This is a genomic window from Bacillus sp. 3G2 (genome assembly GCF_044324725.1).
GTDB lineage: Bacteria > Bacillota > Bacilli > Bacillales > Bacillaceae_G > Bacillus_A > Bacillus_A mobilis.
In genome coordinates this window covers 3972197-3985693 of sequence record NZ_CP172246.1, presented here as the reverse complement: position 1 = coordinate 3985693, position 13497 = coordinate 3972197, and the positions used below count along the sequence as shown (strand labels likewise).

The 13497-nt window shown below is 36.6% G+C and carries 19 protein-coding genes; 17 read left to right on the top strand and 2 right to left on the bottom strand.

Going from position 1 to position 13497, the window contains the following annotated elements; genetic code table 11:
- Positions 1-23 precede the first annotated feature (23 nt).
- A complete protein-coding gene (locus ACHZK0_RS20380; protein WP_097818193.1) occupies positions 24-344 on the bottom strand; it encodes a hypothetical protein in 321 nt (106 codons plus the stop codon).
- 275 nt (positions 345-619) lie between these two features.
- Here ACHZK0_RS20380 and ACHZK0_RS20375 point away from each other — a divergent pair, with 275 nt between their 5' ends.
- Genes ACHZK0_RS20375 through ACHZK0_RS20335 form a run of 9 tightly spaced genes read left to right on the top strand, consistent with a single transcriptional unit; the run spans position 620 to position 6156 of the window.
- Complete coding sequence (locus ACHZK0_RS20375; protein WP_000816054.1) at positions 620-901, top strand: YqhV family protein; 282 nt, start codon at positions 620-622, stop codon at positions 899-901.
- 27 nt (positions 902-928) lie between these two features.
- A complete protein-coding gene (spoIIIAA, locus tag ACHZK0_RS20370) occupies positions 929-1855 on the top strand; it encodes a stage III sporulation protein AA (RefSeq protein WP_395760836.1) in 927 nt (308 codons plus the stop codon).
- Complete coding sequence (gene spoIIIAB / locus ACHZK0_RS20365) at positions 1849-2364, top strand: stage III sporulation protein SpoIIIAB (protein ID WP_000238690.1); 516 nt, start codon at positions 1849-1851, stop codon at positions 2362-2364. The genes spoIIIAA and spoIIIAB overlap by 7 nt, the downstream gene beginning before the upstream one ends.
- Positions 2365-2378: 14 nt before the next feature.
- A complete protein-coding gene (gene spoIIIAC, locus ACHZK0_RS20360) occupies positions 2379-2582 on the top strand; it encodes a stage III sporulation protein AC (protein ID WP_000020914.1) in 204 nt (67 codons plus the stop codon).
- 23 nt (positions 2583-2605) lie between these two features.
- Positions 2606-2989, top strand: a complete 384-nt coding sequence (spoIIIAD, locus tag ACHZK0_RS20355; RefSeq protein ID WP_079998460.1) for a stage III sporulation protein AD — start codon at positions 2606-2608, stop codon at positions 2987-2989.
- Between the two features lie 10 nt (positions 2990-2999).
- On the top strand, positions 3000-4172 hold the full coding sequence (spoIIIAE, locus tag ACHZK0_RS20350; RefSeq protein ID WP_000943696.1) for a stage III sporulation protein AE: 1173 nt from the start codon (positions 3000-3002) through the stop codon (positions 4170-4172).
- A 12-nt stretch (positions 4173-4184) separates the two neighbouring features.
- Positions 4185-4817, top strand: coding sequence for a stage III sporulation protein AF (gene spoIIIAF / locus ACHZK0_RS20345; RefSeq protein ID WP_395760835.1), 633 nt, complete (start codon positions 4185-4187; stop codon positions 4815-4817).
- Positions 4807-5469, top strand: a complete 663-nt coding sequence (spoIIIAG, locus tag ACHZK0_RS20340) for a stage III sporulation protein AG (RefSeq protein ID WP_262740591.1) — start codon at positions 4807-4809, stop codon at positions 5467-5469. The genes spoIIIAF and spoIIIAG overlap by 11 nt, the downstream gene beginning before the upstream one ends.
- 15 nt (positions 5470-5484) lie before the next feature.
- Entirely contained in the window at positions 5485-6156 is a 672-nt protein-coding gene (locus tag ACHZK0_RS20335) for a SpoIIIAH-like family protein (RefSeq protein WP_395760834.1), read from the top strand.
- A gap of 99 nt (positions 6157-6255) precedes the next feature.
- On the opposite strand, the gene ACHZK0_RS20330 is transcribed toward ACHZK0_RS20335, so the two are convergent.
- The gene (locus ACHZK0_RS20330; protein ID WP_033678013.1) at positions 6256-6450 is read right to left on the bottom strand and encodes a hypothetical protein; all 195 of its coding nucleotides are present in this window, start codon (positions 6448-6450) and stop codon (positions 6256-6258) included.
- A gap of 456 nt (positions 6451-6906) precedes the next feature.
- On the opposite strand from ACHZK0_RS20330, the gene accB reads away from it, so the two are divergent.
- From accB to ispA, 8 genes are all read left to right on the top strand, one after another.
- Positions 6907-7395: an acetyl-CoA carboxylase biotin carboxyl carrier protein gene (accB, locus tag ACHZK0_RS20325; RefSeq protein ID WP_262740593.1), complete on the top strand. Its 489-nt coding sequence runs from the start codon at positions 6907-6909 to the stop codon at positions 7393-7395.
- Positions 7396-7411: 16 nt separating this feature from the next.
- On the top strand, positions 7412-8764 hold the full coding sequence (accC, locus tag ACHZK0_RS20320; RefSeq protein ID WP_061677463.1) for an acetyl-CoA carboxylase biotin carboxylase subunit: 1353 nt from the start codon (positions 7412-7414) through the stop codon (positions 8762-8764).
- Between the two features lie 22 nt (positions 8765-8786).
- A complete protein-coding gene (locus ACHZK0_RS20315; RefSeq protein ID WP_000807630.1) occupies positions 8787-9179 on the top strand; it encodes an Asp23/Gls24 family envelope stress response protein in 393 nt (130 codons plus the stop codon).
- Positions 9180-9526: 347 nt separating this feature from the next.
- Positions 9527-9919, top strand: coding sequence for a N utilization substance protein NusB (gene nusB, locus ACHZK0_RS20310; RefSeq protein ID WP_000830249.1), 393 nt, complete (start codon positions 9527-9529; stop codon positions 9917-9919).
- A 23-nt stretch (positions 9920-9942) separates the two neighbouring features.
- Complete coding sequence (gene folD / locus ACHZK0_RS20305) at positions 9943-10803, top strand: bifunctional methylenetetrahydrofolate dehydrogenase/methenyltetrahydrofolate cyclohydrolase FolD (protein ID WP_262740594.1); 861 nt, start codon at positions 9943-9945, stop codon at positions 10801-10803.
- A gap of 26 nt (positions 10804-10829) precedes the next feature.
- Positions 10830-12188, top strand: a complete 1359-nt coding sequence (gene xseA, locus ACHZK0_RS20300; RefSeq protein ID WP_395760833.1) for an exodeoxyribonuclease VII large subunit — start codon at positions 10830-10832, stop codon at positions 12186-12188.
- On the top strand, positions 12178-12408 hold the full coding sequence (gene xseB, locus ACHZK0_RS20295) for an exodeoxyribonuclease VII small subunit (RefSeq protein WP_000428423.1): 231 nt from the start codon (positions 12178-12180) through the stop codon (positions 12406-12408). Before xseA ends, xseB begins: the two co-directional genes overlap by 11 nt.
- Positions 12408-13298, top strand: coding sequence for a (2E,6E)-farnesyl diphosphate synthase (ispA, locus tag ACHZK0_RS20290; protein WP_061677470.1), 891 nt, complete (start codon positions 12408-12410; stop codon positions 13296-13298). The genes xseB and ispA overlap by 1 nt, the downstream gene beginning before the upstream one ends.
- Positions 13299-13497 lie beyond the last annotated feature (199 nt).

The following is a 13497-nucleotide window of genomic DNA, read 5'->3' as shown; positions in this document are numbered from 1 at the left end:
CGTGATTATCACGAGTGCTTTTTTTATAGGAAATAGGGTAGATAATAAATCCCCGTTATAACAAAACTAACTAAGACAAGTGAAAGAGTACCCATAATATAGGGAGTCAAAACAATTTGAAATGGTTTTATCTCGCCAGTCTCAACGCCAGTCAGTGTTTTACTGATAGCATGATCTGTAATGTTGTTTCTATGATTACTCATAATAATTAGCCACGTAATTGCAAATATTGCTAAACTACCAAGGAAAAAGGCCTCCATAAATGACCAACTGACCAATAATGAAAAAAGATAAATAAGAGCTAATTCTACTACAATCGTTAAACTAATTTTCAATACCTTCATATTTTCCCCCTCATTTTGTACATATAGTTAATTTAAAAAAATGGCATGATACGATCGTACGCGAGATGACTTTAGTTCTGTCTCTCATGCTGCATCGTCTATACCCCTTTTTAATTAAATGTACCATTAAATAATACGAATATTCTGATTGTGTAAAGGTGTTAGATAAAAATTATGTTTTTACTTCTGAAATAGACAACCTCTGCATATGGTTGTACAAATATACTCTTTTGTAGCAGACAGCATTAGTAACCGTTATGGGAGAAGGTGGGAGAATGAAACAGTGGCTAGCGGCAATGGAAACATCCGTGCTTGTAATGGGGTTACTTCGGTTGTTTTCAGGTAGCGCGGAAATATTCGCCGCTTTGCTTATGCTTTATGTGAATGATGCGAAGAAAGCATTGTTTATAAATGGTATGTTGGCGTTTGTTGGACCGACCGTATTAATTTTAACAATGACAATTGGCATTGCGAGTGTGGCAAGTGAGATTTCTTTTTTGAAACTCTTTTTTCTAGCGCTTGGAATTGGCTGCATTTTTATCGCGTTGTTGAAATAGTAAGTCGAGTATAGTGGGGAGAAGCTGATGAAAGAAGTATTAGAAGTTTTACCGAAAACGATGAAGCAGCTAGTGGAAAGTTGTAAGCAGTACGATGCTCTAGAGGAAATTCGTGTTCGAATTGGAAGACCGCTAGAGTGTATTGCTCATGGCGAAGTGTTTTTTTATGACTATATCGTTACGGCAGAGGATGCCATTTACTTATTGAATAAGTTAAGTCAATTCTCAATTTATACGATGGAAGAGGAATTAAAACGTGGGTATGTGACACTTCGAGGAGGACATAGAATCGGCTTAGCGGGAAAAGTCATTACAGAAAAAAGCGCAGTGAAAATGATTCGAGATGTCTCTTCCTTTAATATTCGTATCGCTCGTCAAAAAATAGGAATTGCTGAACCACTTTTGCCGTATTTGTATGAAACACGATGGTTAAACACGATGGTTATTGGCCCGCCGCAAACGGGAAAAACAACGCTTTTAAGAGATGTAGCACGTTGCATGAGTCAAGGTGTAAGTGATTCGAACATTCCTTCTTGTAAAGTTGGAATTGTAGACGAACGGTCAGAAATTGCAGGCTGCGTGAAAGGTATTCCGCAATATGACTTCGGCACACGAGTAGATGTGTTAGACGCATGTCCAAAAGCTGAAGGAATGATGATGATGATTCGTTCTATGAGTCCAGATGTTTTGATTGTAGATGAAATCGGACGTAAAGAAGATAGTGAAGCAATTATGGAGGCGGTGCATGCAGGGGTTCAGCTTTTTATAAGTGCACATGGATTTTCTTATGATGATGTTGTGAAACGTCCATCACTAAAAGCGGTGCTGGAGCTCGGTATATTTGATAGGTTTGTGGAGCTATCAAAAGCAAGAGGACCAGGAACAGTTATGCAAGTGAAAGATAAATATGGAAAATCGGTATTACCTCATAGAAAGGCTGAGGGCGTATGGTAAAAATATTTGGTGCAGTGTTAATCGTTGCAGTCAGCACCTTTTTCGGATTTTCATACGCAAAAAAATATAGCGAGAGGCCGCGGCAACTTAGATTGTTAAAAGCGGCACTTCAATCATTAGAGGCAGAAATTATGTATGGGCATACACCTTTGTCTGAAGCCGCGGAGCGGTTAGTGAAACAAATGCCGAAGCCGTTAAATTGGATATTTCAAAGTTTCGCTAGAAGGCTAGAAAGTGGAGAACAAACAGTAAGAGAAGCTTGGATAGATAGTTTGAAAGAAAATTGGAAGCTAACAGCATTTCAACAAACTGAGTACGAGATTTTGCAGCAATTTGGTGAAACGCTTGGACAACATGATCGTGAATCACAACAAAAGCATATTCGCTTATGCATTACACATTTAGAGAGAGAAGAAGAAGAAGCGAAAGCGTTACAACTGCAATATGAAAAAATGATTAAGAGCTTAGGGGTACTAGCGGGGCTACTTATCGTAATTTTACTGCTATAGGAGGGAGAAAGGCGATGTCCATTGATGTTGGATTAATATTTCAAATCGCCGGAATCGGCATTGTTTTAGCTTTTATTCATACTGTACTAAAAGAATTAAAGCGAGAGGATATTGCAAATTGGGTTATCCTCGTCGGTTTTGTCGTTATTTTATTTCATGTGGCATTTTTAATTAATACGCTATTCGACAAGATTAAGAGTGTCTTTCTCTTCCAGTAAAGGAGGCGGTTCGAATCGAAATTATACAAATTGTCGGATTAGGCCTCGTTGCTACGTTTTTAGCAGCTGTATTGAATCAGCATAAATCTAGCATTACGTCGTTATTTATTGTGTTCGTAGGTAGCGTGATGTTTCTTCTTTTAATTGATCAAATTCACTCTATTTTACAAATGATTGAGAGGGTAGCGAGTGAAGCGAAAGTTAGCAATGTATATGTAGAAACGTTGCTAAAAATTATTGGGATTGCTTATATTGCTGAGTTTGGAGCACAAATTACAAAAGATGCAGGGCAGGGTGCAATCGCTTCGAAAATTGAATTAGCTGGAAAAATCTTAATTCTAGTAATGGCAATTCCTATTTTGACGGTTGTAATTGAGACTATTCTCGGATTTTTACCGACGGGATAAGGGGGAGTGAATGTTGAGGGGGTTTGGAGCTAAGCTGCTATTTGCTTGCTTCCTTTTCTTTTCTTTACCGGTTGTTGTACAAGCTTCTCCTGTAGAAACAAACGTCGTTGATCAACAATTGGATAAGCTCGGAATTGAAGATGTGAAGCAATTTTGGGACGGGCTTGTTACAAAATATGGAGGTTATTTACCAGAGAGTCAAAAAGGTAGCTTTATGGAGTTCGTAAAGGGAGAAAAAGAAATTTCTATAAAAGAGTGGATGCTAGGTTTATTAAAGTATTTATTTCACGAGCTTGTTGCAAATGGGAAGCTACTTGGAACGCTCATTATGCTTACAATTTTTAGTGCATTGTTGCAATCACTACAATCTGCATTTTCAAAGAGTAGTGTAAGTAAAATTGCCGATGCTGTTGTATATATGGTACTGATTATTTTCGCATTAAATAGTTTTTATGTCGTCATGACATATGCAAGAGAAACGATACAAACAATGGTAGATTTCATATTAGCGCTATTGCCAATCTTGCTTGCACTCATAGCAACTGGAGGTGGTGTTGTATCTGTATCGTTTTTTCATCCGATTATCATCTTCTTAATGAACACGAGTGGGCTTTTGATGAATTATATCGTTCTACCACTTTTATTACTTGCAACGATATTAAGTATTGTAAGTACGATGAGTGATCAATATAAAGTTACGAAATTGTCCAAGCTTCTGCAAAACGTTAGCGTTGGGATTATCGGTATTTTTTTAACGATTTTTTTAGGGGTATTATCTGTACAAGGAACAGCGACAGCTGTTGCTGATGGAATCGCTGTGAAAACTGCTAAATTTGTAACAGGGAACTTTATTCCCGTAGTAGGAAGAATGTTTACAGAGGCGGCGGATACTGTTATTAGTGCATCGGGATTATTAAAAAACACAGTCGGAATTATTGGGCTCGTCATTCTATGCTTAATTGTTGCTTTTCCAGCGATTCAAATTTTTTGCATTGCGTTTATTTATAAATTCGCAGCAGCAGTATTACAGCCAGTTGGCAGCGGAGCAATTATTCAATGTTTAGATATTATCGGGCGAAGCATCATTTATGTATTTGCTTGCTTAGCTATCGTATCATTTATGTTCTTTTTAAGTATCACAATTATTATTGCTGCGGGGAACATTACACTTATGATGCGGTAGGAGGTGAAGGGTATGCAATTTGTTACAGAGTGGATTAGAAATATTATCGTTTTTTTACTCTTAGCAACAATGCTGCATCTTATTCTTCCAAATTCTAATTTGCAAAAGTACGTCAAATTCGTTGTAAGTCTATTATTAGTTGTTTTAATTTTAACGCCTCTTTTTAAACTATTGCAAACAGATGTGAATGAAGTAATCGCAAATTTTAATGAAGAGAAGTACGTAGCAGAAGGATCTGTAAAAAATTCAATAGATTCGAAGAAAAAAGAAATACAAGCTCTAACACGTGCATATAGTTTAGAAGAGATGGCTACCAAAATGAAAAAAGAAGTAGGAAAAGAGTTCGAGAAAAAGTATGGTATGACAGTCTCTGAAATACAAATAGTCGCAGCGGAAAGCACCGCAGAAGTAAAGTCAGCGAAAGATATTCAAACTGTTGTTGTGACGCTGAAAGAAAAAGAACGTAGTAAAAATGATGCAATCGAAACAGTAAAACCAGTTGAAATTAACATGAAAGAACCACCGAAAAAAGTAGAAGAAACGAATGTAGAAATGAAAGACTTCTTTTCAAGCAGGTGGCAACTAGAGAATAAACAAATCCAAGTTCAAATGGAAGGGAGGACAGGTAGAGTAAATGGACAATAAAGATAAAAATTCGAAGTTCTCATTTTTTCGAAACTTATTGAATGGGGATGAAAAAGAAAGCAATGAGAAGGGAAAAAAGGTGAAACCTAAGTTTTTACTTGTCCTACTCATACTTGGGATTTTGCTTATGTTTTCTAGTAATTACTTTTCAGGAAAAAAAGAAGAAGTACCTGTATTTAAAGAACAAAAAACGCAAAGCCAAGAAAAAGACGTACCAACTTTTGGACAAAAAAATAACGATAGTATGTCAAATGTAGAAAAGTATGAAAAAGCGTATGAACAAGAATTAAAAGCAGCCTTAGAAGAAATAGCGGGAGTAAAAGATGTAACGATTAAAGTGAATTTAGATTCATCTGAAGAAAAAATATTAGAAAAAAATACAGTGAAACGTTCACAAACAACAGGTGAAACAGATAAGACAGGTGGTAAGAGGGAAGTAGAAGATGAGTCCCTTGATGAAAAGACAGTTATTATACGTGAAGGTGATAAAGAAACTCCCGTTGTTTTACGAACAGAGAAACCGAAAGTGCGAGGTGTCCTTGTCGTAGCAAAGGGAGTGGATAATATACAAGTTAAAGCGATGGTAAAAGAAGCTGTTATACGGCTGCTAGATGTACCAGCCCATCGTGTTTCAGTTTCGCCGAAAAATTGATAGGGAGGAAATAAAGTGTTAAAAAAACAAACGGTTTGGCTATTAACGATGTTAAGTTTAGTTGTTGTACTATCTGTTTATTACGTAACAACTCCTGACAAAATGAATACTGCATCACCGGCAACAGGTGAAAAGATTGGACAAGAAAAACAAGGTACTGATAAAGCAGTAACAAATGAAGCACCGAAAGAAACGCCAAAAAAAGAAACTACAAGCAAAGAAACATCAAGCAAAGAAACATCAAATAAAGAAACAAATAAAGAAACAGACAAAAAAGAGAGTGCTAACAAAGAAACAAGTAAAAAAGATGCTAACGTAACAGTTCAATCAAGCGATGAAAATTTCACAGCGTTACGTATGCAAATGGAAGATCAGCGAAGTGAACAAAAATCAAGATTACAAGAAGTGATGAATTCAGCAAAATCTTCAGCAACAGAAAAGAGTAAAGCAAAAGATAATTTTGATGCAATTACTACAATGGAAACGAAGCAAGAACTACTTGAGACAGTAATTAAATCTCAAGGTGGATATAAAGATGCTCTTGTAAGAGCTGATGGAACTGACATTAGAGTAACTGTGAAAGCAGCAAAGCATTCACAAAAAGAAGCGAATAAAATTATACAACTTGTAAGAAGTGAAGGCGGATCAAAAGATGTAGGTGTGAAATTTGATCCACCAACAAAATAAAAACTAATAATCCGCGGGGAAAACCTCCGCGGATTATTAGTTTTTACGAATTGGGTTGTTTGAAAATAGTTAGATAAAAATAATAATAGAAAAAAGCTATCATTTTCGATAGCTTTTTTCTGTTTCATCTTTGTAGTTGTTTTTACTATGTTCAACTCGGAACGGAGAAATGCGTTGTGAGTAAAAGATTAGCGGTTCATGGTAACGATGATTACTTTTTCCGGATTTGACGTGGATGAAGAGAACGAATGCCCAGACCATTACGGCAGGTAAGAAGAGAATGAGCCATATCATGTGTCCACACCTCGATACAATATATTTTCTACACTTTGAACATACTATTCTTATATGAAGGAATGATGAACGACGTGTAAACAAAAAAATAATATTTGGTAAAATATGTTGTTGACTATAGATGAGGTGAAGAGTAGAGCGGTAATTTGTGGCATTTTGAAAAAGTAAGGAATGTTTTTTAGGAAGTGGTCTTGCCAATTTCGCATAAAACTTGGTATTATTACTAGGTAATAAATTTTTATTGAAATAATATTTTTACAGGAGTTTCGATTTATTATAAAGAAATATAAATTGGAATGTTTAAAAAATTTATCGTAAGATGGAAATAGCAATTATTTCTATTAGTAAATGAAATGTATTTTCTAATAGAGTACATCGTATTTTTACAGTCAATCTAGTTTTAGTGACGAGAATCTGTAAAAACGGGACAAACAAGAGTATGGGAGTGGATTTTACATGTTTAAAATTCAAGAAGTTCGTGAATTAATTAAATTAATTGATAGCTCTAATATTGATGAATTTGAATACAAAAAAGATGGTACGACAATCAAAATGAAAAAGCGTGGTAATGAAGTTGTTGCTATGCAAACACCTGTAGCAAAACAAGTCGTGCAACCAGTAGCACCTGTTGAAGTTGAAACAACAGTAGCGGCAGCACAAGTGGAAGTACCAAAACAAGAAGAGAAAAAAGCTGTTCAAAATGAAAACCTACATAAAATTACATCACCAATGGTAGGTACATTCTATTCTTCTTCTTCGCCTGATACACCTGCATATGTAAGTGTAGGGGATAGAGTATCGAAAGATTCTATCGTATGCATTGTCGAGGCTATGAAATTATTTAACGAAATCGATGCTGATGTAGATGGTGAAATTGTTGAGATTCTTGTTAATAATGGACAACTTGTGGAGTATGGACAACCGCTATTTCTTGTAAAAGCGTAATAAGGGAGTCTTTGTGATGATAAAAAAAGTATTAATAGCCAATCGTGGGGAAATTGCTGTACGAATTATTCGTGCTTGTAAAGAAATGGATATTGAAACAGTCGCAATTTATTCAGAAGCAGATAAAGAGTCACTTCACGTACAAATTGCTGATGAGGCATATTGTGTAGGGCCAACGATTTCGAAAGAAAGCTATTTAAATTTGACGAACATTATTAGTGTTGCGAAGTTAACAGGCTGTGATGCTATTCATCCGGGATACGGATTTTTAGCAGAGAATGCAGATTTTGCAGAGCTATGCCGTGAATGTAACTTGATTTTTATCGGTCCAAGTCCAGAAGCTATTTCAAAGATGGGCACAAAAGACGTTGCTCGTGATACAATGAAAGAAGCAGGGGTTCCGATTGTACCAGGTTCACAAGGGATTATTAAAAATACCGAAGAAGCGATCGAGCTTGCTAATCAAATTGGATATCCAGTTATTATTAAAGCGACTGCAGGTGGCGGCGGAAAAGGTATTCGTGTCGCACGCCATGAAGAAGAGCTTGTAAAAGGAATTCAAATTACACAGCAAGAAGCTAGTACCGCTTTTGGGAACCCTGGTGTATACTTAGAAAAGTACGTTGAAGATTTCCGCCATGTTGAGATTCAAATAATGGCAGATACACACGGAAATGCCATTCATTTAGGAGAGCGTGATTGTACAATTCAGCGCCGCTTGCAAAAACTACTAGAAGAAAGTCCATCACCTGCACTTGATGAAAATGTTCGCAAGCAGATGGGTGAGGCGGCAGTTAAAGCGGCGGTAGCGGTTGATTATACAGGTGCTGGTACGGTTGAGTTTATTTATGAATATAGAACGAAAAGCTTTTATTTCATGGAGATGAATACGAGAATTCAAGTTGAGCATCCAGTTACTGAAATGGTAACAGGGATGGATTTAATTAAAGAACAAATTCGTGTTGCTTCTGGAGAAAAGTTATCGTTACAGCAAGAAGAAGTACAATTTAATGGTTGGGCAATTGAATGCCGAATTAATGCGGAAAACCCTGCCAAAAAATTTATGCCATCTCCAGGTAAAGTAGAAATGTACTTGCCACCAGGCGGATTTGGTATTCGCGTCGATTCAGCTGTATATCCGGGATATTCAATCCCACCTTTCTATGATTCGATGGTTGCTAAATTAATTGTTCACGGAAAAACACGTGAAGAGGCAATTGCAAAAATGAAGCGTGCACTCAGTGAGTTTGTCATTGAAGGCGTACATACAACAATCCCGTTCCATTTGCAATTGCTAGATCATCCTGATTTTGTAAAAGGTGAGTTTAATACGAAATTTTTGGAAGAGCATGAACTTGTGACGCAGTGATACATTAAAGGAGGTTTTTTTCATGGCTGAACATATGTTAGATATGGGTCAAGATACAACTCTTGGTAAAGTAGAAATTGCACCAGAAGTAATTGAAGTAATCGCAGGTATTGCAGCTGCTGAGGTAGAAGGTGTAGCGGCAATGCGTGGTAATTTTGCTACAGATGTTGTTGAGAAGTTAGGTAAGAAAAATCATGGTAAAGGTGTAAAGGTTGAATTAGCAAACGAAGATATTATCGTTGACCTTTATGTTGTGATGTACTTTGGCGTAGCAATTCCAGTTGTTGCACAAAAGATTCAAGACAACATTCGCCAGGCACTCTTTACAATGACAGGGCTTGAGCCAAAAGAAGTGAATGTTCACATCGTTGGCGTAACATTCGAAACACAAAAAACAGAAATCGAACCAGTGTAAGAATGAAAAAGGTGCCTAGTAACATAGGCACCTTTTTTATCGTTTCATTTCTTCACAAATTAAAACCCTCTAATTATTATACTATTTCAAAAAATAAGAAATAAAAAAAGAAATGTTTCGTTTTTCCAAAAAACGTACATTGTGATAAGATATGGAACTTGAAGTTAATCTTTTTATTATTTTTCAGCCTTGTAACCCGTGTGTGAAACGATAAATTGTGTTATTATCATTGTATTATAAGGTTGGAAAATCAATGAAAACTGTAAGAGTAAGTGAATTGACGGCTTATAAATTATAATAATATAACAAAGCATAAGGAAAGACTTGAAGCATAAAGGAGAGTTACAATGAAACGTAGGACGGCTAGAGAAAGAGCGATGCAAGCATTATATCAAATGGATATTACAGGTGAATTAGAACCGAAAGTAGCTGTGGAAAACACGCTAGATGAAGGTGAAGAAACAAATGAATTTCTAGAATCACTTGTAGTAGGTTTTGTAGAAAATAAAGAAGTAATTGATGAAGCGATTCGTCAAAACTTAAAAAAATGGAAGCTTGAGCGTATTAGTATTGTTGATCGCAGTATTTTACGTGTAGCTGTGTATGAAATGAAATACATGGAAGAAATTCCACACAACGTAACAATTAACGAAGCGATTGAAATTGCTAAAACATTTGGGGATGAGGAATCTCGTCGTTTTATTAACGGCGTTTTATCTAATATAAAAGATACACTGTAATTTCTTTAAGGGGGAATCTTAAAATGGTAGCAGTAATCATCAAAGGAAATGAAGTTGCGGAGAAAAAACGAGCACAATTAACAGAAGAAGTTGTGAAGTTGAAAGAGCAAGGGATTGTACCAGGATTAGCAGTTATTCTAGTTGGAGAAGATCCAGCATCTCGTTCTTATGTAAAAGGAAAAGAAAAGGGCTGTGAACAAGTAGGAATCTATTCAGAGCTAATTGAACTTCCTGAAACAATTACTGAGGAGCGTTTGCTTGCTGAAATCGATCGCTTAAATAGCGATGACCGTATTAACGGCATATTAGTGCAATTACCTTTACCAAAACATATTGAAGAAAAAGCTATCATTGAAAGAATTTCACCAGAAAAAGATGTAGATGGATTTCACCCAATCAGCGTGGGACGTATGATGACGGGACAAGATACATTCCTTCCATGTACACCGCACGGTATTGTAGAATTAGTAAAAGAAACAAACCTTGATATTTCAGGAAAACATGTTGTAGTAATTGGAAGAAGTAATATTGTCGGCAAGCCAGTGGGACAATTGTTCTTAAATGAAAATGCAACTGTCACATACTGTCATTCTAAGACGCAAAATATGAAAGAGTTATCGAAGTTAGCTGATATTTTAATCGTAGCAGTTGGGCGACCTAAGATGATAACAGCTGATTATATTAAAGAAGGAGCGGTTGTAATCGACGTTGGTGTAAACCGTTTAGAAACAGGCAAACTTTGTGGTGATGTTGATTTTGAAAACGTGTTGGATGTTGCGGGTTACATTACACCTGTGCCAAAGGGTGTTGGTCCAATGACGATCACAATGCTTCTTCATAATACTGTTGAATCTGCTAAACGTGCAGGTGTCGTTTGTAAATAATTTGATTCGGCTATGAGGAGAGAGAAATGGAGAAACAATATTTAACCGTTACAGCGTTAACACGCTATATAAAAACAAAAATAGAATATGATCCGCATTTGCAGTCTGTTTGGTTAAAAGGTGAAATTTCCAATTTTAAAAATCATAGTCGTGGTCATATGTATTTTACATTGAAAGATGAAAATGCAAGAATCGCAGCGGTTATGTTTGCGGGTCATAATCGTAATATTAAATTCAGACCTGAAAATGGGATGAAGGTACTTGTGAAAGGGAAAATTTCCGTTTACGAGGCGAGCGGTTCTTATCAAATTTATATTCAAGACATGCAGCCGGACGGAATCGGAAACCTGCATTTAGCTTACGAACAATTAAAGGTTCGTTTAGAGGAAGAAGGTTTATTTTCTCAAGTTTATAAAAAAACAATTCCTCCGTATGCTAAAACAATAGGTGTGATTACGTCGCCAACAGGAGCTGCGATTCGTGATATTATAACAACGATTAAACGTCGTTATCCAATTGGAAATATTATTGTGTTTCCAGTACTTGTACAGGGGGAGTCAGCAGCTCCCTCAATTGTACAAGCGATTCGTACAGCGAATGAAATGGGAGAGATAGATGTCCTAATCGTTGGGCGAGGGGGAGGCTCTATTGAGGAATTGTGGGCGTTTAATGAAGAAATGGTTGCAAGGGCAATCTTTAAGAGTGAGATCCCAATTATTTCCGCAGTAGGCCATGAAACGGACTTTACAATTGCGGATTTTGTTGCCGATTTACGTGCGCCAACACCGACTGCAGCAGCTGAGCTGGCAGCGCCTAACATTATAGAGTTACAAGAAAAGGTATTACAAAGAACTCTAAGATTGCAAAGAGCGATGAGAGAGTTAGTACATAAAAAAGAAGAAAAACTACAAGTATTGCAAAAATCTTATGCGTTCCGTTATCCAAGACAAGTATATGAGCAAAAAGAAGAGCAATTAGATAGAGCGTTAGAACAGCTTGCTTTAGCGAAAGAGCGCTATATTGATAAAAAGGTAAATCAGTTAAAACAACTTTCATTTTATTTAGAGAAGCACCACCCAGCTCAAAAAATTATGCAAACAAAGGTAGCGGTTGAAACATTGCAAAAGCAATTGCAACGTGAAATGCAAACATTACTTCAAACGAAAGAATTTGCCTTTGTAAGAGCAGCTCAAAAACTCGAAGCGTTAAGTCCGCTTAGAGTAATGATGAGAGGGTACGGGCTTGTATATGATGAAGAGAAGCAAGTGTTAAAAAGTGTGAAAGATGTCAGCCTTGGAGATGCTGTTTCAGTTCAATTACAAGATGGAATACTAGATTGTAGCGTAGCAGGCATAGAGGAGCGTGAATTGAATGATGGAAAATAAATTAAGCTTTGAAGAGGCAATTTCGCAACTTGAGCATCTCGTTTCTAAGCTAGAGCAAGGTGACGTACCTTTAGAAGAAGCAATCTCTTATTTTAAAGAGGGTATGGAATTATCTAAGCTTTGTGATGAGAAGTTGAAGAACGTACAAGAACAAATGGCAGTTATTCTTGGGGAAGATGGAGAGCTTGAACCGTTTACTGCTTTAGGAGATGAAGCATAGTGACTGTTGCTTTTGATACTTTTTTGAAAGAAAGTAAAACTTTCGTAGAAGAGAAGCTTGTAAGCTATGCAAATGAATTACAATGTCCAAATGTACTTCGTGAAGCGATGGCATATTCTTTGGAAGCGGGTGGAAAGCGTCTCCGCCCGTTACTTTTATTTGCGACATTACAAGCGTTTGGTAAAGAACGAAATCTTGGAGTAGGTGCAGCTTGTGCCCTTGAAATGATACATACATACTCGTTAGTTCATGATGATTTACCTTGTATGGATGATGATGATTTAAGAAGAGGGAAGCCCACAAATCATAAAGTATTTGGTGAAGCGATGGCAGTTTTAGCAGGCGATGGTTTGTTGACGTATGCTTTTCAAGTTATTATGGCATATGAACAAAAGGAAATCTCTGCAGAAAAAAAAGTAAGACTTGTACTTGAGCTTGCAAAAGCGGCAGGACCAGAAGGAATGGTTGGCGGACAAGTGGCAGATATGGAAGCTGAAGGGAAACAGCTTACGATTGATGAGTTGGAGTATATTCATAAGCATAAGACTGGGAAACTACTTGAATTCGCTGTACTTGCCGGATCGATACTTTCTGATGCCACAGAAGAACAAGAAGAAAAATTACTTGCGTTTGCGAAATATATTGGCCTAGCGTTCCAAATTCGAGATGATATTCTAGATGTGGAAGGAACCGAAGAAGAGATTGGAAAACCGATTGGTAGTGATGTTTCCAACGAAAAGAGCACATATACGACGTTATTTACTCTAGATAGAGCAAAGGATATTTTGGAAGATACAATTGCAAAAGCAAAAGATGCTATTGGTTCCTTGCAATTACAAGATGAATATTTACTATCTATTTGCGATTTGATTGCAAAACGTAATAACTAATATAACAGCGTTTCCATTTGTTGAGTCATTCATCATTTTATGATATAAATGTAGGAAAAGGTTTTTCTTTTCTTGTTATTGGCAAAAATATATGTAGATTACATTGCCGTTATCACTTCGTGTTAGCGGCTATTTTTTTCATCGCCTAAAGAAATATGGTTTATAATAGGATTAGGGCGCAATAGACTGGTTAATTGCA